The sequence below is a fragment of the Natronomonas halophila genome, from assembly GCF_013391085.1.
Lineage (GTDB): Archaea > Halobacteriota > Halobacteria > Halobacteriales > Haloarculaceae > Natronomonas > Natronomonas halophila.
In genome coordinates, this window is the sequence record NZ_CP058334.1 from 3,155,434 (window position 1) to 3,176,403 (window position 20,970).

The 20,970-nt window shown below is 65.2% G+C and carries 22 protein-coding genes; 7 read left to right on the top strand and 15 right to left on the bottom strand.

Annotated elements, in window-relative coordinates:
* Nucleotides 1-144: 144 nt before the first annotated feature.
* Both HWV23_RS16725 and HWV23_RS16730 read left to right on the top strand, forming a co-directional pair.
* Nucleotides 145-1,098: a phytoene/squalene synthase family protein gene (locus tag HWV23_RS16725; RefSeq protein ID WP_178291516.1), complete on the top strand. Its 954-nt coding sequence runs from the start codon at nt 145-147 to the stop codon at nt 1,096-1,098.
* A 2-nt stretch (nt 1,099-1,100) separates the two neighbouring features.
* A complete protein-coding gene (locus HWV23_RS16730; RefSeq protein ID WP_178291517.1) occupies nt 1,101-2,516 on the top strand; it encodes a carotenoid oxygenase family protein in 1,416 nt (471 codons plus the stop codon).
* Here HWV23_RS16730 and cruF read toward each other — a convergent pair.
* From cruF to HWV23_RS16745, 3 genes are read right to left on the bottom strand one after another with little or no spacing between them, the layout of a single operon-like run.
* Nucleotides 2,513-3,364: a bisanhydrobacterioruberin hydratase gene (gene cruF, locus HWV23_RS16735; RefSeq protein ID WP_178291518.1), complete on the bottom strand. Its 852-nt coding sequence runs from the start codon at nt 3,362-3,364 to the stop codon at nt 2,513-2,515. The two genes, HWV23_RS16730 and cruF, sit on opposite strands and share 4 nt — an antisense overlap.
* Complete coding sequence (locus HWV23_RS16740; protein ID WP_178291519.1) at nt 3,357-4,229, bottom strand: prenyltransferase; 873 nt, start codon at nt 4,227-4,229, stop codon at nt 3,357-3,359. The genes cruF and HWV23_RS16740 overlap by 8 nt, the downstream gene beginning before the upstream one ends.
* Before the next feature lies 1 nt (nt 4,230).
* Entirely contained in the window at nt 4,231-5,706 is a 1,476-nt protein-coding gene (locus HWV23_RS16745) for a phytoene desaturase family protein (RefSeq protein WP_281362672.1), read from the bottom strand.
* 97 nt (nt 5,707-5,803) lie between these two features.
* Here HWV23_RS16745 and HWV23_RS16750 point away from each other — a divergent pair, with 97 nt between their 5' ends.
* Nucleotides 5,804-6,499 (top strand): SDR family NAD(P)-dependent oxidoreductase, encoded by a 696-nt coding sequence (locus HWV23_RS16750; RefSeq protein ID WP_178291521.1) that lies wholly within the window; start codon nt 5,804-5,806, stop codon nt 6,497-6,499.
* Here HWV23_RS16750 and HWV23_RS16755 read toward each other — a convergent pair whose 3' ends face one another.
* From HWV23_RS16755 to HWV23_RS16795, 9 genes are all read right to left on the bottom strand, one after another.
* Nucleotides 6,500-7,207 carry a universal stress protein gene (locus HWV23_RS16755; RefSeq protein ID WP_178291522.1) on the bottom strand — a complete coding sequence of 236 codons (708 nt, stop codon included), beginning with the start codon at nt 7,205-7,207 and terminating at the stop codon, nt 6,500-6,502.
* Nucleotides 7,208-8,620: an APC family permease gene (locus HWV23_RS16760; protein WP_178291523.1), complete on the bottom strand. Its 1,413-nt coding sequence runs from the start codon at nt 8,618-8,620 to the stop codon at nt 7,208-7,210.
* Nucleotides 8,621-8,730: 110 nt separating this feature from the next.
* Nucleotides 8,731-9,501, bottom strand: a complete 771-nt coding sequence (locus HWV23_RS16765) for a Nif3-like dinuclear metal center hexameric protein (RefSeq protein ID WP_178291524.1) — start codon at nt 9,499-9,501, stop codon at nt 8,731-8,733.
* 45 nt (nt 9,502-9,546) lie between these two features.
* Nucleotides 9,547-10,164, bottom strand: a complete 618-nt coding sequence (locus HWV23_RS16770) for a twin-arginine translocation signal domain-containing protein (RefSeq protein ID WP_178291525.1) — start codon at nt 10,162-10,164, stop codon at nt 9,547-9,549.
* A 36-nt stretch (nt 10,165-10,200) separates the two neighbouring features.
* Complete coding sequence (locus tag HWV23_RS16775; protein ID WP_178291526.1) at nt 10,201-11,010, bottom strand: arginase family protein; 810 nt, start codon at nt 11,008-11,010, stop codon at nt 10,201-10,203.
* Between the two features lie 16 nt (nt 11,011-11,026).
* Nucleotides 11,027-11,401, bottom strand: coding sequence for a translation initiation factor IF-5A (locus HWV23_RS16780; RefSeq protein WP_178291527.1), 375 nt, complete (start codon nt 11,399-11,401; stop codon nt 11,027-11,029).
* A gap of 53 nt (nt 11,402-11,454) precedes the next feature.
* The gene (locus HWV23_RS16785; protein ID WP_178291528.1) at nt 11,455-11,940 is read right to left on the bottom strand and encodes a double winged helix-containing putative transcriptional regulator; all 486 of its coding nucleotides are present in this window, start codon (nt 11,938-11,940) and stop codon (nt 11,455-11,457) included.
* Nucleotides 11,937-12,869: a methenyltetrahydromethanopterin cyclohydrolase gene (gene mch / locus HWV23_RS16790; RefSeq protein ID WP_178291529.1), complete on the bottom strand. Its 933-nt coding sequence runs from the start codon at nt 12,867-12,869 to the stop codon at nt 11,937-11,939. The genes HWV23_RS16785 and mch overlap by 4 nt, the downstream gene beginning before the upstream one ends.
* Before the next feature lie 67 nt (nt 12,870-12,936).
* Nucleotides 12,937-13,770, bottom strand: a complete 834-nt coding sequence (locus HWV23_RS16795; RefSeq protein WP_178291530.1) for a COX15/CtaA family protein — start codon at nt 13,768-13,770, stop codon at nt 12,937-12,939.
* 155 nt (nt 13,771-13,925) lie between these two features.
* On the opposite strand from HWV23_RS16795, the gene HWV23_RS16800 reads away from it, so the two are divergent.
* From HWV23_RS16800 to HWV23_RS16815, 4 genes are all read left to right on the top strand, one after another.
* Nucleotides 13,926-16,184 (top strand): NADP-dependent malic enzyme, encoded by a 2,259-nt coding sequence (locus tag HWV23_RS16800; RefSeq protein ID WP_178291531.1) that lies wholly within the window; start codon nt 13,926-13,928, stop codon nt 16,182-16,184.
* A gap of 102 nt (nt 16,185-16,286) precedes the next feature.
* Nucleotides 16,287-17,111, top strand: a complete 825-nt coding sequence (locus HWV23_RS16805) for a basic amino acid ABC transporter substrate-binding protein (protein ID WP_178291703.1) — start codon at nt 16,287-16,289, stop codon at nt 17,109-17,111.
* Between the two features lie 101 nt (nt 17,112-17,212).
* On the top strand, nt 17,213-18,043 hold the full coding sequence (locus tag HWV23_RS16810; RefSeq protein ID WP_178291704.1) for an amino acid ABC transporter permease: 831 nt from the start codon (nt 17,213-17,215) through the stop codon (nt 18,041-18,043).
* Entirely contained in the window at nt 18,040-18,771 is a 732-nt protein-coding gene (locus tag HWV23_RS16815; RefSeq protein ID WP_178291532.1) for an amino acid ABC transporter ATP-binding protein, read from the top strand. Before HWV23_RS16810 ends, HWV23_RS16815 begins: the two co-directional genes overlap by 4 nt.
* Here the strand turns inward: HWV23_RS16815 and HWV23_RS16820 are convergent, their stop codons facing one another.
* From HWV23_RS16820 to HWV23_RS16830, 3 genes are read right to left on the bottom strand one after another with little or no spacing between them, the layout of a single operon-like run.
* Entirely contained in the window at nt 18,772-20,262 is a 1,491-nt protein-coding gene (locus HWV23_RS16820) for a replication factor C large subunit (RefSeq protein WP_178291533.1), read from the bottom strand. It abuts the gene before it with no gap.
* Between the two features lie 42 nt (nt 20,263-20,304).
* Nucleotides 20,305-20,679, bottom strand: a complete 375-nt coding sequence (locus tag HWV23_RS16825; RefSeq protein WP_178291534.1) for a PIN domain-containing protein — start codon at nt 20,677-20,679, stop codon at nt 20,305-20,307.
* Entirely contained in the window at nt 20,680-20,910 is a 231-nt protein-coding gene (locus tag HWV23_RS16830) for an AbrB/MazE/SpoVT family DNA-binding domain-containing protein (RefSeq protein ID WP_178291535.1), read from the bottom strand.
* Nucleotides 20,911-20,970: the final 60 nt, after the last annotated feature.

Below are 20,970 nucleotides of genomic sequence, written 5' to 3' on the forward strand. Positions count from 1 at the left end.
CCCGAACCAGCTCTTCTTGTCAGAAGAATGTACTTTCCGTGCGGAATGGCTACCTCTCGTTTTGCAGCGGCCGCTCGTGGCGTTGATGGAGATGCCGGCTCACAAACACCTAAGATGTGGGAAGCCCTGATATTGGGTAGCCGAATGGTCGACCGAACCCAGCTCGCGGAGAGCAAGTCCATCCACAAACGGACTGGGAAGACCTTTTACTACGCGACACGGTTGCTTCCGGAACGAGTCCGAGAGGCGACGTACGTCCTGTACGCCTTCTTCCGGGTCGCCGACGAGGTCGTCGACAATCCGAAGGGGATGGCTCCCAGCGAACAGCGCGACCGACTGATGGCGATTCGACGGGCGGCTCTCGGCGAGGACCCCACCGACGACCCCGTCCTGTCGGCGTTTTCCGAACTCCGGGAGACCTACGACATCCCGGACGAGGAAGTCGACGTGTTCATCGACGCGATGGTGGCTGACATCGACACCGACCGCTACGAGACCTACGAGGACCTCGAAACCTACATGCGCGGGTCGGCGTCGGCCGTCGGCGTCATGATGACGATAATCATGGATACCGACGACCGGGGGACGGCCGTTCCGCACGCCCGAAAACTCGGCGAGGCCTTCCAGTTGACGAACTTCCTCCGCGACGTTCGGGAGGACATCGTCGACCTCGACCGGATTTACCTCCCGCGGGAGACGCTGCAAACCTACGATGCCGACCCCGAGGACATCGAGAACCTCCGGTTTACCGACGAAATCGGCGACGCGATTCGCCACGAACTCCGTCGTGCCGAGGGACTCTATCGCGAGGGCGTGGCCGGCATCAAGTACCTCCCCCGTGATTGCCAACTCCCTGTCCTGACGGCGGCGGTGCTGTACGCCGAACACCATCGCCTGATTCGTGAGCAGGGATACGATACGGTTTCCGAACAGCCATCGCTCGGCACGCTCCGGAAAATATCGCTGCTGGTCCGAACGCGATGGCACTGGATGCGCCACGGCGACCCCGAAACCGTCTTCGCGAAGGTTAGCGCGGTCCCGATGTCCGACGAGCGGTCGTCCCGTTCCCGCTCCGAGGGCCCGCTGCCGACGCACTGACCGTGGCGTCATCCGACCGCGCCTACGAACTCGGGTTTCGGTCCCTCGACGAGGAGGTATCGGCCCGCGAACTCCCCGTCGAAGGGTCGGTCCCGACGTGGCTCTCCGGCGCCCTGATACGGAACGGCCCCGGCTCCTTCGAGTTCGGCGACGAGCGAGCGACTCACTGGTTCGACGGCCTCGCCATGCTCCGCCGATACGCGTTTTCGGACGGCACCGTCCGGTATACGAACCGCTTTCTCCGAACCGAGGCCTACGAGGACGCCGAGTCGGGAGCCACGGCCGGCGAGTTCGCCAGCGGCGGCGGGCCGCTCCGAGAAGCACTCCGCTGGCTTCGCGCGCTCGGCCCGCCGGAACCGACCGACAACGCGAACGTCCACGTCGCCCGTTTCGGTGGCCACCACGTCGCGCTGACCGAAGCGCCACGCCGTATCGCCTTCGACGCCGAAACGCTCGAAACGCGCGGGGAGTTCCGCTGGAACGACGACATCCCGGAGCACCTCGCGACCGCGCATTTCGCGGTCGACCCCCATCGCGACGAGACGGTCGGCTACGCGACGGCGTTCGGCCGGCAGTCGACGTACCACTTCTACCGTATCCCCGACGGGTCGGCCGAACGCGAACGGTTCGCCTCCGTCGACGCCGAGGGGCCGGGATACGTCCACGACTGTGCCATCACGGAAAACTACGCCATCCTCGTCGAACCGCCGCTCAGAATCGCCCTGCTGCGAGCGCTGGCGCCGTGGCAGGAGGGCCTGCTGGATATGCTGGAGTACGACGAGGACCGACGGGCCAGATTCATCGTCGTCGACCGCGATTCCGGCGACCTCGTTGCGGACCTGCGAACGGCCCCCTTCTTCGTCTTCCACCACATCAACGCTTACGAGGACGGCGACGACGTCGTGGTCGACCTCGTGGCTTTCGAAAACGCCGATATCGTCGAGGCGCTGGGATTCGACGCACTCTCGGGGGACGCCTTCGATGCGGCGCCGGACGGCCGACTGGTCAGATTCCGACTCTCACCGGAGACGGGCGAGGTGTCCCGAAGCCGCCAGTACGACGGTGGTCTGGAGTTGCCGACAGTCCCACGAGCGGTCAGGGGTCGTCCCTACCGCTACGCCTACGCGCAGGCGACGGACAGACGCGGCGCCAACGGCCTCGCGAAAATTGACGTCGAATCAGGCACGGCCACCGAGTGGTGGGAGCGTGGCGTCTACGTCGAGGAACCGCGCATGGTCCAGCATCCCGAGGCCGAGGGCGAAGACGAGGGCGTCGTCTTGGCGCCCGCGCTGGATACCGAGGCCGAACGCTCGATACTCCTGATTTTCGACGCCGAGACGCTGACCGAACTGGCGCGAGCCCCGCTCCCGCACGTCGTCCCGTTCGGGTTCCACGGGCGGTATCTCCCCGAGGCCTAACGCTCCGGGAAGTCGAAGCGGTCGACGCGCCACAGTGCGGCCCCGTAGCCGACGGCCAAGGCCGCGGGCACCCAGTTGCCGTAGAAGACGTTGACGAACCCCCAGAGGATGACGAAGCTCACGAGGTCATCGAGCATGAACGGGCAGGCGTTGACGCGGGCCAGCAGGCCGGCCCGGTCGAAGGCGTAATCGAAGAGGAGGACGGCGACGGTGGCCGACAGCACCCAACCAGCGTAGTTCAGCCACGGAACGCCGTAGTAGAGGCCGCCCGCATCGTAACTCCAGAAGCCGATAGCGACGGCACCCGGGTCCAGAATGAGGTCCATTCCGACGACGGCAGCGATGACGGCCGGCACCCGAAACACGGCGTTGCGGGCCGACTCGCCCAAGAGGAGCAGACAGAGCAGGTAGGCGTTGAGCACGAGCGGCAGGAAGAAGAGCGGCAGCGCCGCCGGTATCGCATCCGCAATCATCGGTCCGAGGTCGACGCCGTACTCGAAGTGGCCATAGGGATAGCCGGTAGAGACGCCGACGAGTTCGATGCCGTAGGTGTAGGCACACAGCGCCAGCAGGCCGAAGCCGGCCTTTCGGGTCAGAAGCGGGGCGACGCCGGCGATGAGCGGCAATCGCATGATCGCGACGCCGAACAGCACCAGATATGGGTTGAACGACAGGGGTTCGGGGAGCAACCCTTCGGCGGAGGCCAAGAGCATGATTGCCCCGATAGTCGGGAAGACGACAGCGATAGTAAATCGGTTGTCGTCGACAAGGGCATCGAGGCGACGCTCAACGCGCTGGCGGGTTGGAACCTCCGCCGGTGTCGCGACCGCGCTATCGCCGTCAGCCATACAGCATCACCCACAGAGCACCCAGCGTGAGGACCATCCCTGCGGCGGTGTTGAGAAACGGGAACCACCAGTAGGCGCGGTCGACGCTGATGTCGCTGGCGACGATACCCGCGATGAAGACGGGATAGACCCCCAGTACCGCGATAAAGAATGGGTGGACGAGGCCGAAGACGACCGCCGCCGCGAGCCAGCAGACCGCACAGTAGGCGTAGGTTCGGGACTCGCCGAGGAAGGTGGCGGTCGTCTCGATGCCAGCCTCGCGGTCCGGTTCGATATCGGGAATCGCCGAGAAGGTGTGCATCCCCATTGCCCACAGCCACCCGCCGGCGACGGCGGCGAGGGGCGGCCCTTGTCCTGTCAGGCCGGCATAGGCGATGACACCCGGGAGGATGTAGAGGCCGTTCGACAGCGAATCGAGAAACGGCGTCGTCTTGAATCGGAGCGGCGGCGCGCTGTATTCGACCGATAGCAGGAGGAAGGCACCCATCGCGGCGACGCCGACCGTCGGCAGGAACGGTACGAAGGCGACGCCCAGCAGTCCCGAAACGACGACGGCCGCAGGCACCAGTCGGTCGCCCTGATAGCGGACCTCGCGGTCCTTCTTTTTTGGATTCTCCTCGTCGATATCTGCGTCGAAGACGTCGTTGACGCCGTAGAGGAAGACGTTCGCCGGCAGGAGGAAGTAGGCGAACAGCGCGACGGCGAGCGGCGAGAACAGGTCACCGACCCCAGCCGCGGCATAGGCGACGCCGACGATGACTGGGCCGGCGAGGTAGAGCCAAAACCGGGGTCGGGAGGCTCGCAGCAGATAGCCCGTCGGCGTTGATTCGCTCGGCAGCAGTCGGTCCAGCGCGTGGTCGGTCATGTCAGGAGGCGTCGTCGATGAGCGCGTCGGCGGCGTGTTCGCCGCTGATGAGACACATCGGCACGCCGATTCCGGGGGTGGTGTAGGAACCGGTGAAATACAGTCCGGGACAGGCCTCAGAGCGGTGCGGTGGCCGGAAGACGGCTGTCTGTCGGAGGGTGTGAGCGAGGCCGAGGGCCGTCCCCGCGCGACTGTTGTAGCGGTCGGCGAACTCCGAGACGCTGAATGTCTCCTCGAAGACGATGCGGTCGCGCAACTCCACGCCGGTGTTCTCGGCGATGTCGTCGAGGACGAGGTCGCGATACCACGTCCGAACCTCCTCGCTGTCGTCGAGGCCGGGGGCGACCGGCACGAGCGCGAAGAGGTTGCTGTGGCCCTCGGGTGCGACGTCTTCGTCGGTCTTGGAGGGGACACAGAGGTAGTAGGCCGGGTTCTCGGGCCATTCGGGGTCGTCGAAAATCTGCTCGAAGTGGTGGTTCCAGTCTTCGGGCAGCACGAGGGTGTGGTGTTCCAGCGGTTCGACGTCCCCCTCGACGCCCATGTACATGAGGAACGCCGACGGGGCGTAGGTCCGGGAGTCCCAGTACTCTTCGTCGTACTGGCGTTCATGCTCGGGAAGGAGTTCCTGCTCGGTGTGGGCGTAGTCGGCGTCGCTGACGACGTAATCGACCTCGAAGGTGCCGGCGGCCGATTCCACCTCGAAGCCCCGCTTTCGATTTATAATCTCGCCGACTTCGGCGTCGGTGACGTAATCGACGCCCATCGACTCGCCCAACTCGACGCAGGCGTCGACGACCGACTGCATCCCGTTTTCGGGGTAGTGGACGCCGAGGTTGAAATCGACGTGGCTCATCATGTTGTAGAGCGCGGGCGTGTTGGAGGGCGCGCCGCCGAGGAAGACAAGCGAGTACTGGGTGATTTGCCGGAGTTTCGGGTGGTCGAAGTAGTCGGCGACGTAGTCGTCCATCGTCCCGAGCAACTGGAGGCCGATGGGTGCCGCCCGCATCACGTCGAGGTCGACCCAATCGCGGAGGTTCGGCCGGTCCTCGTAGACGAAGTTCTCCATGGCCGTCTCGTAGTGGGTCTCGGAGGTGTCGAGATACGATTCCAGCGCCTTGCCAGCGCCGTCCTCGTAGGACTCGAAGAGGTCGTACATCTCCTCGCGGTCCGAGGTAATCGCCGCGGAGTCGCCGTCCTTGAAGAAGATGCGGTAGTGTGGGTCCAGCGCTTCGAGGTCGTAGAAATCACTCGGCCGGTGGTCGAAATGGCCGAAGAATCGCTCGAAGACGTCGGGCATCAGATACCACGACGGGCCCATGTCGAATTTGAAGCCCTCGGCCTCAAGCACGGAGGCGCGGCCGCCCAACTGCTCGTTCTTTTCGAGGACGGTCACGTCGTAGCCCGCGTCGCCGAGATAGCAGGCCGTCGAGAGGCCGCCGAAGCCCGATCCCACGACGATGACCCGGTCGGTAGACATACACGCCTCTAGCGGCGGCGCCATCATTAAAACGGGTGTGGCGGCCATCCACACGGGCGAGGGAAACGGCCTTGGCGACGCCGCGTGTGGACGGGTTATGAACACGGCAGTCGTCACCGGCGCCTCCCGGGGCATCGGCGAGGCAGTCGCGAGACTGTTCGCCGAACAGGGTGTCCACGTCGTCATCTGCGCGCGGGACGAAGCGTCGATTACGGCCGTCGCCGAGGATATCGAAGCAGAGGGCGGCTCGGCGACGGCGATGCGGGCCGACGTCCGTGACGAGTTCGACGTCGAACGCCTGATGGAAACCGCCTCCCGAGCGAGCGAGGAGACGGGCATCGACTGTGTCGTCGCCAACGCGGGTGTCTATCACGGAGCGCCCGGCGAAACGCCGCTGGCCGAGGAATCCTACGCGGCCTTCGACGATACGCTCCGCAGCAACGCCCGCGGCGTCTTCGCGACGATTCGGGAGGCCGTCCCGCATCTGAACGAAGGTGCCCGCGCCCTCGTTCCCTCCGGGGGAATCGCCCGCGAGGCGAAACCGGGATTCGGCGCCTATGCGGTCTCGAAAGCCGCGGCGGAAGCCGTCGCCCGGCAGTTCGCTGCCGACCTCGACGCGGCCGTCGGCGTACTCGATTTGGGTCAGGTCGAAACCGAACTGACGAACCACGCCGAGGGCCGCGCCCCCGAAGACGTCGCGCCGATGGTCTGGTGGGCCGCCGGCGAGGCGGACGCCGAAACCGTCGACGGAGCGGTTGTCGGCCTCGGAGAATGGAAGCAGGCGACGCGCTGATTACTCGCCGAGGGATTCGGCGGCGGTCTGGCCGCCGCGGACGACGAGGACGGGGCCCACGGAGGCTGCGGCCACCCGTTCGGCTTCGTCGCCGCGGAGGAACGTCGACAGCGAGGGGGCTCGCTCGCCGATGACGATGGCGTCGTGGCCCGGGACGGCCTCTATCAGGGCCTCGAACGGCTGGCCCGAAACGACGACGTCCGTCTCGGTGGTGATGCCTGCCTCTCCGAGGCGGGTAGCCGCCTTTTCCAGCAGGGCGTCGGCGCCGTCGGCCTCGCTGGCAAGGAAGAGCGTGACCGTAATGTCGCGGTCCCCGACGAGTTCGGTGACGAAATCGAGGATGCGGTCGACGGCCACGTCGCCGGCCAGCGGCACGAGCAGGCGGTCGACGTCGCCGGTCGCGCCCGTGAGGGCATAGGCCCGAGCGTTCACGTCGTCGGCGACCCGGTCGACCGTCTGCTCTCGGTCGTGAGTGAACACGAGGCGGGATTCGGCGGCGCCGCCAGCCTCGCGGAACTCCTCGGCGAGGTCATCCAGCGCCGAGACGGCCCGCTCTTCGAACTGCTCGCGGGCCTGGTCGGGCGGCGTCTGCTCCGGCAGGACGTGGTAGCCGAGGACGGTCACGTCCATCGTGCCGAGCAGGTTCATGAGGCCGTACGACACCGATTCGCCCTCGAGAATCTCGACCGGAACGAGTACGCGTGTCATCTATAGTGCCCCCTTGAGTTCGATATCGCGCGCATAGTAGAAGTACCACACGGCGCTGCCGGCCATGATGGCGAGGCCGAGAATCTGCGAGATTAGTTGCATGAACCCGATGAGCGCGAAACTGGCGACGGCGCCGATGCCCGCCACGAGCGGGTAGGCCGGGACCCGGAAATCGGGGTCGTACCACTCCGGTTCGTCGCGGCGCAACGCGATGAGCGCGACGCAGATGAGGCTGTACATGATGAGATGGAGGAACGAGGCCACTTCGGCGAGGATTTCGACGCGTCCGGTCGCGGTCAACGCGAGAATCGGGCCGCCGGCCATTCCCAGCGCGACGTGTGGCGTGCCGTATTTCAGATTGATACGGCTGGCCCACTTCGGAAGCAGGGCGTCCTTCGAGACGGCGTAGATGGCCCGTGACGTCGAGAGAATCGACGCGTTCGCGCTCGACATCGTCGCCAGCAGGCCGCCGAAGAGGATGGCGAGGGCGCCCGCCGGACCAAGCAAGTCCCGTCCGACGGCGACCATCGCGGTTTCGCCCTCCGCGGCCAGTCGCTCGGCGCCGAAGGCACTCGTCGCGACGAAGATGGTCATCACGTAGAGGACGCCGACGACGAGGACAGACCCGACCATCGCCAGCGGGAGGTTCCGGCCGGGGTCCTTCATCTCGCCGGCGACGGTGGCGACTTGCGCGAAGCCGAGATACGAGGTAAAGACCAGCGCCGCCGTCGAGAAGACCGGGCCGTAGCCGAACGGGGTGAAGTCTTCCGGGGCGGTCGGTTGGCCGACGATGCCGACGGCGTCGAGGACGCCGAAGCCGAGGAAGACCGCGAGAATCGACAGTAGCAGTGCGACGACGCCGTTCTGGAGTTTGGCGGCGTTTTCGGTCCCGGTCAAGTTCAGAACGGTGAACGCCGCGCCGAAGACGATAGCCAGCGGAATGACCCAATCGGCGCCGACCGAGACGCCGATTTCGGCCAGCGAGTCCACGGCGTAGTAGCCGAACCCGACGAGGTAGAAGGCCGTCGCAAAGACCAGGCCGAACCACAGCGACAGGCCGACGATGGCGCCCGCAAGCGCGCCGAGACCGCGGGAGATGAAGTAGTAGCCGCCGCCGGATTTCGGCATCGCCGTCGCCAGTTCGGAGGCCGGAAGCGCGACGAGGAGTGCAATAATCGCACCGATGCCGAAGGAAAGCGCCGCCGCGGGGCCGGCGTTGCCGGCGGCCAACCCCGGGAAGACGAAAATACCGGCGCCAATCATCGTCCCGATACCGATGGCGAGACCGCCCGACAACCCGAGCGTCCGTTCGAGTTCGGCGTTTTCCGTGACCGTCGCCTCTTCGGTTTCGACGACGGTCTCGGAGACCGGGGCTTCGCCCTCGATATTCGTGCCGCCTGCGTCACGACTCATACCGAAGGACGTGGGGCCGGACGCTGTTTATGAGTACCCCCTAAGATATTGCTGTCCGAGCGGGGCGTCGGTTGCTACGGCGACGTGGTGGAGGGCCGAACAGCCGACGGTTATAGGCCGGTCGGGTGGTCGAGATACGTCGTCTCGATGCCCCACGTCTCCACCAGATCCGCGAGGGCCTGTACACCGAAGGTTTCCGTCGCGTAGTGGCCGGCCAGGAAGACGTTTACGCCCGCCTCTCGGGCTTCGTGGTAGACCTTCTGTTTCCCCTCGCCGGTGACGAAGGCGTCGACGCCTGTCTCGGCGGCCTCCCGAATCCAGTCGGCACCACCGCCGGTGACGATGCCGATGTCCTCGATTTCCTCGGGGCCGAAGTCGAGCACGTCGATTGCCTTACCACCGGTGTCCAGCCCAGATAGCTGGTCCCGCAGGCTCTCGACGGTGTAGGGCGTCTCGGCGCGGACTCGCTGGCCAATCGTGACGCCGCCGGCCTCGCCGAACGGCGCGGCGATTTCGCAGTCGAGGAATTGGGCGAGACCCGCCGCGTTGCCGAGTTCGTCGTGGCCGTCCAGCGGGAGATGGGAGACGTAGAGGTCGAGGTCGTTCTCGACGAGCGTGGCGATGCGGTCGTATTCCAGTTCTGTGACGCGGTCGAGACCGCCCCAGACGATGCCGTGGTGGACGACCAGGACGTCGGCATCGGCGGCCGCCGCAGCCTCGAAGGTCGCTTCGACCCCGTCGACGGCGAAGGCCGCATGGTCGACGGTGTCGCCGGGTTCGACGCCCCCGACCTGCAGGCCGTTGGCGCTGGCGTCGGCGCCCGCGTACTCGTCGTGGTTCAGCACGTCGTTCAGTCGGTCACGGAACTCCGAGAGGTGCATACGCGAGGGGTCGGGCGGCGCCCATTTGTATTGGTCGGCCCTTCCTCACTCGACGTCGGTATTCGCCGACCCGCTCGCAGTCGCCTCGCCCTCTGGGTTTCGGAGCGTCACGTCGAAGGGAACCGTCTCGAAGGCGGTTTGGGTCTCGGCGTTCTGTGTGCCGACCACGTCGACCCGGAGTGTGAGTTCGACAGTGGTTGTGACCACCTCGCCGGGGATGAGGTCCGCACCGAAATCGGCCTCGGTGACTGTGTCGCCGACCGTCGTGATGTCTATGCGTTCGAAGGAGAGCGTGAGTGCGCCATCGACGGCATCGAGGTTGTCGCCTTCGGCGGTCACGCCGTCGGCCTCGGTCGTCCCGTCGAACAGCAGGTCGTAGCCGGATTCGCCGTCGATGGCCGCACCCAGGGTGATGCCGATGCGGTCGAGACCCCCGCCGAAATCCGACCACTCGACGGCGAGTTCCGGCGCGACGGCCACCGCGTCGAGTTCGCCGTCGTTGCGCTCGGTTCGGACGTCGCTGGCCTCCAGCACGTCCTCCGTCTCGACGGCGACGGAGGGTTGGGAGGCGACGTAACTGCCGCCGACGATAGTGCCGCCAGCGCCGGTGATGGCGGCGAGACTTTTGAGGACGGTTCGGCGCGAGGGGGTGGCTTCCGTCATGCTACGACGGGATGGGCTCGTCCCGGTATATAAACCTCAGTCGAGGGTCGCCTCGGCGTGGGCGAAGACGAACGTCTGGAGGAGTTTGCCGGCCAGCGAAGCGGCCTGCCCGTCGTCGCGGTCGTTGACTTCGACGATATCGAAGCCGACCGATTGGGGTGCAACCGCGCGGACGACATCGCGCATCTCGCGCGGTTCGAGGCCGAACGGTTCCGGGGTTCCCGTGCCGGGCGCGAACCCGGGGTCTGCGGCGTCGATGTCGACGCTGAGGTAGGCGTCGCCGTCGAAATCGGGGGTCCAGCCGCCCACGTCTTCGGGCGGGACGACCGTCACGTCGGCCTCGGCGGCGCGGTCCCACTCGTCTTCGCTGCCCGTGCGTGCGCCTAGCAGGATGGCCTCGTCGGCGATATCGAGGGCGTGAGAGGTTACCGTCGCGTGGGCGTACTCGTCGCCCGCGTAGGCCTCGTACAGGTCGAGGTGGGCGTCCAGACAGACGTAGACGTCGGGGTCGGCCGCCCGGAGGCCGGCGACGGTGACGGTGTGTTCGCCGCCGAGCAAGAGCGGCAGCCGGCCGTCGTCGTGGTGGTCGGATAGCTGTCCGGTCAGAAAGTCGAGGTAGTCGGGGATGTCCCCCCAGGGGGAGACGTCGCCCGAGTCACAGGCGAGGTCCGAGAAGTGCCGGCCTGTGCGCTGGTCGTATTCGTCGAACGGGCGGGCGAATCGACGGATTCGGTCGGGCCCGAACCGGGCGCCGGGGCGAAACGTGGTAGAAACGTCGAGCGGTGCGCCGACGACCGCGTAGGCGGCGTCGTCCAAAGCGGCTCGCGCACCGGGAAAGTCGCCCATTACCGTCGTGCCCTATTTAAACAACCTTTCGCTGGCCTTCCCACTCGAGGTACTCGATGTCGTCGTCCGGGCTGGGGTCGAGGTCCTCGGGGATGCGCATGGTGATGGTGTCGTAGGTGTCGAGGTCCATGACCTGCATGTCGTCGCCGGAGATAGAGACGACCTGGCCCTGCTTTCGCTCGACGATGGGAACCCAGACCTTCTGGTCGACGGGTTGGGTGAAGTTGCGCTTCTGGCCGTCGAAGACGCCGGTGCCCTCGACGCGAGCCTTCGCACTCCCGTGCTTACCGGGCTTGGACGTGCTGTAGGCGGTGATCTTACACGGCACGTCGTCGATCAGTACGTAGTTACCTTCCTGAAGGTCTCGGACCTCATTCTGCTCTTTCGGCATACCCACGGCTTCCCGTCGGGACAGTATAAACCGTTTGGAAGCGCCCGAGGGTGTCAGGCCGCCACGTAGCCGCCATCGGCGCGTTCGGCGAGTCCGAAGACGACCGCCCACTCCAATATTCGGTAGACCCGTTCGCGCCAGACGGCCTCCGGGTCGGTGTGCCGCAACTGCTCCCACTGCGGCAGGCGGTCGGTCAGCCGTTCGAAGACCGCATCGAGGTCGAGCGGTTCGTCGGACGTTTCGAGTAACTCGATGACGTCCTCGGCGAGATAGATGCGTTCGAGGAACGCCTCACGAAGGTCCTCGGGGTCAGCGTCGCGCTGGAGCCGGTGGTACTTCCCGTCGTCTTCCTCGACGAGCCGCAGGGCTCGCAGGAACGTCAGCCACTCCTTGGCGCGGTCCTGCGACCCCACGCCGGTCCGCTGTATCACCCTCGCACAGCAGGAGGTTTCCTCGTCGGGCACCAGCGGCACCGCCGCCTGCATCTCGGCGACCGTCTCGACGGATTCGACGGGGGCGGGGAGGACCTTGAACTTCACAGTCCGAAGCTCTCGGCGAGCAGGGCCTCGTCGGTGCGGCCCACCACTTCGACGCCCTCGCCGACGATGTCGATAGTCACCTGCGCGGGCGCGAAGACTTCGACGGGCAGGTCGTAGAAGTCCCACTCGTGGTCCTCGAAGACTTCGACGAACGGGTGGCCGAACTCCTCGCGGGCCGTCGAGGCGATTTCCTCGAAGCGGTCGAAGTCGCTGTCGACGGTCATGTGGACCTGACCGCCATACGCGAGCGCGTCGTTCGTTCGGGCCATCGCCAGTTCGTCGCTTTCCGCGACCGGCGCGACGGGCGAGGAGGCCGTGACAGAGAGCATCTCCAGTGGGTCGTAGCCGAGTTCCGACAGTCGGAAGGCGGCGAGTTCGGCGGCCCGAGCGGCCAGCGCGACGCTGCCGGTCACGCTCGCCGTCGAGAAGGTCGGCAGGAAGACGCTGGAGACGGGCACGCCCGTCATGTCCGCGACGTGTTCGGCGACGGCCTCACCGGGGAGTTCCTCGCTTTCGACCGCCAGCACGGCGAAATCCGAGGCATCGCGGTAGCCGATGCGCTGGAACTCGTCTTCCTCGGCCACGAGCGCACGAGCGGGGCCGCTGCCGAGGCCTTCGAAGCCGTCGACCGACAACTCCCAGCCGGCTTTCTGTGCACAGAGCAGTGCCATTGCGGGGTGGTCGGTCGACGTTTCGACGTGGGTCAGCGGCGCGCCCTCGATTTCGTCGACGCCGGTCTGGACCGTCGCCAGCCCGCCGGTCTGGATTTCGGCCAAAAGAAGGCCGGCCTCGATGCCGCCCGGCGAGTGGACGCCGAAGTCCAGCACCATCGCGCCGTTGTCGAGTTCGTGAACCTCTATCGCGAGTTCGTCGGCGAAGTCGATGGCCTCGTCCGCGAGTTCGAGGGCCATCCGATTGAGACTCTCCATACCGAACGTGGGGCGGTTTCGCTCAAAAGGCTTCGTGACTCGGCGGCAGTCGAGAGTGATTTTGTGGCTACTCGCTCGCGACGGCGTGTGCCGACCCGGAATCGAGGCTCCGACTCCGACTGACGGCCCCTAGCGTCAGCCCGAAGGCCGCAAACGACAGCGCGAGGATGAGCAGTTGGCCGCGACTGCCGAAGGCCTGTCGGGCGATGATGAGTTGGGCGACGACGGCCAGCGCGGCGATGCCACCGGCAATCGAGACGCCGCGTGCGCTGAGTTCGCGGCCCCACAGCGCGACGGCGACAAGCGCCGCGAAGATGGCGAAACCGAGTCCGTAATAAATGAACTGTGCGACCTCGCCGAAGGTGACGAACAGGCGCGGCGTGAGCGCGACCATGACGGGATAGCCGAGCAGCGCGAAGCCGCCCGCCTGCTGGACGCGGTCCAGCGAGACCGCTCCCGTTTCGGCGTAGGCCCAGACCGTCGCGGCCACGAGCAGGCCGAGGATGGTCGCCGCGAAGGCGAAATGCAGCGTCAACACGACGATGGAGTAGCCGAAGACGAGTTCGTGGACGAGGACGGTGAAGGCGCCGAAAATTATCTGGACGGGCGTGATGACGAGCGCAGCCAGCGTCGCGAACCGAACCCGGCGTGGGTGGCTGCCGCGCCAGGCGGCAATCGTCGAGCCGATGATGAGGAAGCCGGTTATCATCGCCACCAGGCGGTGGGACCACTCGATGAAGGACATGAAGTTGGCCGGAAAGAGGCCGAAGACGGCGCCGTCACAGAGCGGCCACCGCGCCTCGCAGGTCAGGCCGGCCCCGGAGGTGGCGGTTATCACACCCACCAGCGCGGTGAGCGCAGTCGTGATGGTCGTGACGAACAGCAGCCGGCGGAGGTCCATGTCGGGTGTTGGGTTTCCCGTGAGTATATACCCCCCGAAACCGGCTGTGTCACCCGGTGGGGCCCTCCCGAAGGGGGTTGCTGACCGGTTGGGGCAAGGCCTGCCGCCCCCGAGATGTTGGGTAGCTTTTTGAGGCCGCTGTACGGGGTACCCGTATGGGACTAGACGAGGACTCACTCGAGTACCACCGGCGTGAGCCACCGGGCAAACTCGAGATATCCACGACGAAGCCGACCAACACGCAGCGAGACCTCTCTTTGGCGTATTCGCCGGGGGTCGCCGCACCGTGTAACGAAATCGCCGACAACCCCGAGGACGCCTTCACCTACACGACGAAAGGCAACATGGTGGGCGTCGTCTCCAACGGCTCGGCCGTGCTCGGCCTCGGCGACATCGGCGCACAGGCCTCCAAGCCCGTCATGGAGGGCAAGGGCGTGCTGTTCAAGCGCTTCGCCGACATCGACGTCTTCGACATCGAACTCGACCAAGACGACCCGAAGGACATCATCCAGTCGGTCAGTGCGATGGAACCGACCTTCGGGGGTATCAACCTCGAAGACATCAAAGCGCCCGAATGCTTCGAAATCGAGGAGACGCTGCGGGAGGAGATGGACATTCCCGTCTTCCACGACGACCAGCACGGGACGGCCATCATCTCCGGCGCGGCGCTTTTGAACGCCGCCGACATCGCGGACAAGGAACTCGACGAACTGGACATCGTCTTCTCGGGAGCCGGTGCCTCCGCGCTCGCGACCGCCCGGTTCTACGTCTCGCTCGGCGCGGACCGCGACAACATCACGATGTGCGATTCGACGGGCATCATCACCGAGGAACGCGCCGAGGCCGGCGACGTAAACGAGTTCAAACGGGAGTTCGCACAGGACTGCCCCGAGGGCGACCTCGCGGACGCGATGGAAGGTGCCGACGTCTTCGTCGGCCTGTCGGTCGGCGGCATCGTCAGCGAGGAGATGGTCCAGTCGATGGCGTCGGACCCCATCGTCTTCGCGATGGCGAACCCCGACCCCGAAATCGGCTACGAGGCGGCCAAAAACGCTCGCGACGACAGCGTCATCATGGCCACCGGTCGCTCGGACTACCCGAATCAGGTTAACAACGTTCTCGGGTTCCCCTTCATCTTCCGGGGTGCGCTAGACGTCCGTGCCACGGAAATCAACGAGGACATGAAGGTCGCCGCCGCCGAGGCGCTCGCGGAACTCGCACGGCAGGACGTGCCGGACGCAGTCGTCAAGGCCTACGGGGACCAGCCGCTGCAGTTCGGGCCCGACTACATCATCCCGAAACCGCTGGACCCCCGCGTGCTCTTCGAGGTCGCGCCGGCCGTCGCGAAGGCCGCCATCGATAGCGGCTGTGCCCGCATCGAACTGGACCTCGATACCTACGCCGAGAAACTCGAAGCCCGTCTGGGCAAGTCCCGCGAGATGATGCGGGTCGTCCTCAACAAGGCCAAAAGCGAACCCAAGCGGCTCGTCCTCGCGGAAGGCGACGACGAGAAGATGGTCCGTGCGGCCTACCAGCTGGTCGACCAGGGCATCGCCGAGCCGATTCTCATCGGCGACCGGGAGGAGGTCTGGGAGCACGCCGAACGCCTCGGCCTCGACTTCGAGCCGGAAATCGTCGACCCCGAGGAGGGCAACCTCGACCCCTACGCCGAGCGGCTCTACGAACTCCGCCAGCGGAAAGGAATTACGCGCCGCGAGGCCGACGAACTCATCGAGGACGGCAACTACCTCGGCAGCGTCATGGTCGAGATGGGCGACGCCGACGCGATGCTGACCGGCCTGATGCACCATTATCCGTCGGCGCTGCGGCCGCCGCTGCAGGTCATCGGCACCGCCGACGACGCCGACCACGCCGCGGGCGTCTACATGCTCACGTTCAAGAACCGCGTCGTCTTCGTCGCCGACGCGACGGTCAACCAGTCGCCCGACGAGGACGTGCTGGCCGAGGTGACCAAACAGACCGCCGAACTCGCCCGTCGGTTCAACATCGACCCGAAGGCCGCGTTGCTGTCCTACTCTGACTTCGGCAGCGTCGACAACGAGGGTACGCGCAAGCCGCGGAAGGCCGCGGAGATGCTTCGGGCCGACGACGCGGTCGACTTCCCGGTCGACGGCGAGATGCAGGCCGACACCGCCGTCGTCGAGGACATGCTCGAAGGCACCTACAGTTTCTCGGACCTGGACGACCCCGCCAACGTCCTCATCTTCCCGAACCTCGAAGCGGGCAACATCGCCTACAAACTCCTCCAGCGCCTCGGCGGTGCGGAGGCCATCGGCCCGATGCTCGTTGGGATGGACAAGCCGGTCCACGTCCTTCAGCGGGGCGACGAGGTCAAGGACATCGTGAATCTGGCCGGTGTCGCGGTCGTTGACGCGCAGTCGAACGGTCAATAAACCGACCCATTTCCGTACGTATAGTCCGCCTTTTGCTCGTCTGACGTCGAAACCTTAAAACGGGCTTCTGCCAAGAAGACGGATATGGTAGAGAAAACCAATCTGGACCGTCGTTCGTACCTGAAAACGGTCGGTGGCGCCGGCGCGGCAGCGGCGTTCGCCGGCTGTCTCGGCGACGGCGGAAACGGAAATGGCGAGGACGGAGCGGAGACTATCACTATCGGTTCGGACATCCCGTACCCGCCGTTCGAGTACCGAACCGAGGAGGGCGAACTCGTCGGCTTCGACGTGGAGATCGCCGAAGCGGTCTTCGCCGGCGAACTCGGCTACGAATACGAGTTTCAGGAGACCAGTTTCGACGGCATCATCCCGTCGCTGAACAACGGTAACTTCCGGGTCATCATGAGCGCGATGACCATCAACGACGAGCGAGCCGAGGAGGTCGACTTCTCGGACCCCTACTTCACGGCCTACCAGACCGTCCTCGTCCTCGACGACGGGAACATCACCTCGAAGGAGGACCTCAAGGGCACGCAGGTCGGCGTCCAGAAGGGGACGACCGGCGAGGCGGCCGCCGAGGGGCTTCAAGAGGAGTTCGACGGCGACCTCACCATCGAGAGCTACGACCAGATTACCGGCGCCTTCGACGCGCTGTTGAACAATCAGGTCGACGCCGTCATCAACGACAACACCGTCAGCGCCGAGTTCGCAAACGAGAACGACGAGGTCGTCTTCCTCGAAGGCGAGGGCGAGGCCGCCGCCCAGGGCGATGACGCGCCGCCGTACCTCACGCTGACCATCGAGGAGTACGGCATCGCCTTCCGACAGGACGACGACGAGTTCCGTCAGGAAGTCAACGACGCGCTGGCAACCATCCGCGAGGACGGCACCTACGACGAAATTTACAACGAGTACTTCGCTGCATAGGCGAATCCGTCTCGGTAGTTTCATCCCTTCGGGACCGATTCGGATAGCATATGGCAGAAGCGCACACCGGCGAGGAGGACGCCGAGAGCGGCGGCGTGCTGATGCGTGATGCACTCGTCAGACGATTCGGTGAAATCGTATCCGGCGGGTTCCTCCTTCTAATCGGCGCCCTCGTGGTATGGATCCTGCAAACACAGGTCAATTACACGCTGCTTACGTCGCCGTTCATCGCCCAACGGTTCGCAGAGGCCTTCGTTCTCGTCCTCCAGATCGTCGTCATCTCGAGTCTCCTCTCGGTGACCCTCGGTGTCATTGTCGGCCTGGGGCGGATCTCCACCTCCGGTATTACTGGACGTATCGCGAAGGGCTACGTCGAGTTCTTCCGCGGGACGCCGCTGCTCTTCCAACTTTTCGTCATCTACTTCGGCATCCCTCGACTGTGGGCGACCGGCCAGTTCCCCTTCGAGAACTGGGCGGTTCCGGCGGCGATTATCGGCCTCACGTTGAACCACGGCGCCTACGTCGGCGAGGCAATTCGCGGCGGCATCGACGCCGTCCCCGACGGACAGATGGAAGCCGCCCGCTCCCTCGGGATGTCGCGAGTGATGGCGCTTCGACACATCGTCCTCCCGCAGGCGTGGCGAAACGCTCTGGCAGCCATCGGCAACGACCAGATTATCCTCGTCAAGGACACCTCGCTTCTGACCGTCATCGCCGTCCCCGAGATCATGAGCGTCTTCCGGAACATCAACAGCAACCAACTGGACCCATGGACGCCGCTGGTGTGGGTCTGTATCCTCTATCTCATGATTACGATGTCGATGAGTCAGGTCGTCAACTCCCTCGAGAAGTACTCCGACTGGGGCTCCGACGGGGGCATTCTCGGGCGGTTGTCGAACCTCTCCCGAACTGTCGGGAGTGGTAACGAATGAGCCACGAACCGCTCGTCGAGTTCGAGGGCGTCGACAAGTACTTCGGCGACACCCATGTGCTGAAAGATATCGACCTTGAAGTCGACGAGCAGGAGGTTGTCGTCGTTATCGGCCCTTCAGGGTCGGGAAAATCGACGCTGCTTCGGTGTACGAACCGCCTCGAGGAAATCCAGAGCGGCGAGATCCGGTTGGACGGTCGGTCGATCACCGACGGTGACGTCAATCAGGTCCGCCAGCAGGTCGGGATGGTCTTCCAGTCGTTCAACCTCTTCCCGCATAAGAACGCCCTCAAAAACGTCTCCATCGGCCCGAACGAGGTCCGCGGTCTCCCCGCGTCGAAGGCCACGCGCCGCGCCGAGGAACTGTTGGACCGCGTCGGTCTCGCCGACCAGATGGATTCCTATCCCCACGAACTCTCCGGCGGCCAACAACAGCGGGTCGCCATCGCCCGTGCGCTGGCGATGGACCCAAAAGTGATGCTGTTCGACGAGGTCACCAGCGCGCTGGACCCCGAACTCGTCGGTGAGGTACTGGACGTCATCGAGGACCTCGCCGAGGAGGGCATGACGATGATGCTCGTCACCCACGAGATGGGCTTCGCCCGCGAAGTCGCCGACCGCATCGTCCTGATGTCGGAAGGCCGTATCGTCGAGGAGGGCGAACCGGAATCCTTCTTCGAGAACCCGCAGACCGAACGCGGCGAGCGGTTCCTCTCCCGATTGCTCTGATCACATAAAGTCCGAGAGGCCGGCCTGCCCGTCGTCGTCTTCGGCTTCCGCGGCGCGTTCTTCGGGTGATTGGTCGTCGCCCGAATCGTCCGTGCTGGCCGTTCCCTCACCGCCCGAAGCGCCGAACTCCGCGAGGGTACCTTCCGTGTCGTCTTCAGTTTCCGATTCGGTCTCCTCGCCATCCTCGCCGTCTGCTTCCGCACCGTCGGTGACACTGGGAGCGAAGGCCCCACCGGAGTGTTCGACGGCTTCTGCTTCGAGTCGCTCCTCGGCGTCCTCGATGATGCCCTGAACCTTGTTGGTTGTCTTGCCAGACCCGGTGATGAAGGAGACGTGTTCGGCATCGAGGTCGTAGCGGGCGACCATCTCGACGGTCAACTCGCGGTTCTTGCAGTGATGGGTCATCACCGCGAGATAGGGCATGATTTCGCGCCGAGCGGTCGCCGTCGAAACGCCCGATTTCGCGGCTATCTGTTCGGCGATGTAATCCCGGGTGGCGTCCCGCGAGGAGCGGTAGGGTGCGCCGCCGTACTGGGTCCAGCCGCCGCGTTTCTGCTGGCGGGCCGAGGCGACGCCGGCGGCGACGTTGTCGGTGGCATAGCGCCAGTAGCTGTAGTTCTGGGTGGCGCGCACGCGGCCGAGCCAGACGTCGGCGTTCGCGAGGTGTTTGTAGGCGTCAGCCAACTCGTCGGCCTCGTAGACCTTCGGCACCTTGTCTTCGATCCACTGCAGGAGGTTATCGGGCGTCTCGTCGACGTCGTAGGCAGTTGTGAGGGCGTCTTCAGCTGATTCCTCCTTGAGGACGGCGTCCAGAAACGAGAAGATGTCGACGGTCTTGTCGCGTTCGCCCTCCGAGCCTTCGGCGCGAATTTCGCCGTTCCGCTCGCGGGACTGCAGGTCCTTGATGGCCCCGCGCAGGTCGCCGCGGTTCTGTTCGGCGATTTTCTTGAGGACTTCCTCGTCGAAGTCGACGTTCTCCTGTCGGCAGATGTCCCGAAGGACGGGGACGATAGACCGCGTCGAGATATCGCGGAACTCGATGTCCTCGCAGGCGCTGCGGAGGCCCGACGACATCTCGTAGTAGTCGTTGGCGATGAGGACGATGGGCTGGGTGGCGTTCTTGACGAGGCGGGTCATCGCGGCGGCGCCGCCGCGGTCCTTGTGCTGGTGGAGGTTGTCGGCCTCGTCGAGGATGATGAGTTGTCGCTGGCTGCCCAGCGTCGTGTTCGAGGCCGCACGGCCCGCGAACCGTTCGATTTCGTCCTTCGTGCGGGCGTCCGAGGCGTTCATCTCCAGAACCGGCCAGTCCATGTCGTTGGCCAGCGCGTGGGCGGCGGAGGTCTTGCCGACCCCCGGTGCGCCGTGGAGAACGACCGCATCGCCGTGGTCGTCCCACGTCTCGGCCCACTCCTTCAGCGCGTCGCGGGCCTTGTTGTTCCCCCGGACCTCCGAGAGGGTCTCCGGGCGGTATTTTTCCGTCCAATCACTCATTGTCGGGGGAAAGAGGGTGGCGGGTAAAGTGGTTGCGGAGGGTCACTCTTCGGCCGCGTCTTTCAGGTCGACTCGTGTGGCGAATCCCTCGTAAGCATCATCGCTGGAGACGATCGTCTCGCCGTCGGATTCGACGAGATGTAGTGCATCGAACGGGGTGAATCCGTGGTCTTCAACGTACGTGGCTGCTGCTACGACGGTATCCACGTCCCCACGCACATCTACGAGTGCAGCGGCATTCGCGACCACCCGCTCAGTGTCTCGGTCCTCCCGATAGGCAACGACAAGGAGTTCGATGAGCGTGAACTGCGACGTCCAGAGGTCGTCGCTATGCGCACGGTACACCTTCTCCGCGGATTCGCCTAACCAGTCGTCATCTTTGATGAGCGCCAAGAGGAAATCCGTCTCCGCATACATTTAGCGGCCAGCCTCGTTCAGCGCCGCCTCTCGTGCTTCCTCCCGGAGTTCATCGGCCGATTTGTCCACGTCATCGAACTCCGCGCGAAGCGCGTCAAGCGGGTCTTCCGCGATTGGAATCAGTTTGACCCCGTCGTGGAGTTCGACGATACGGTACCGGTCGCCGTATCGCTCTCGAACCTCCTTCGGGAGGGTGAGTCGCCCCCGGTCGTCAAGCGTTGCTTCTGACATGGCTACAAAATAGAGTGGGACTAAACAAAAGTTTTCCCCGAATTTAGAAACCCTCCCCAA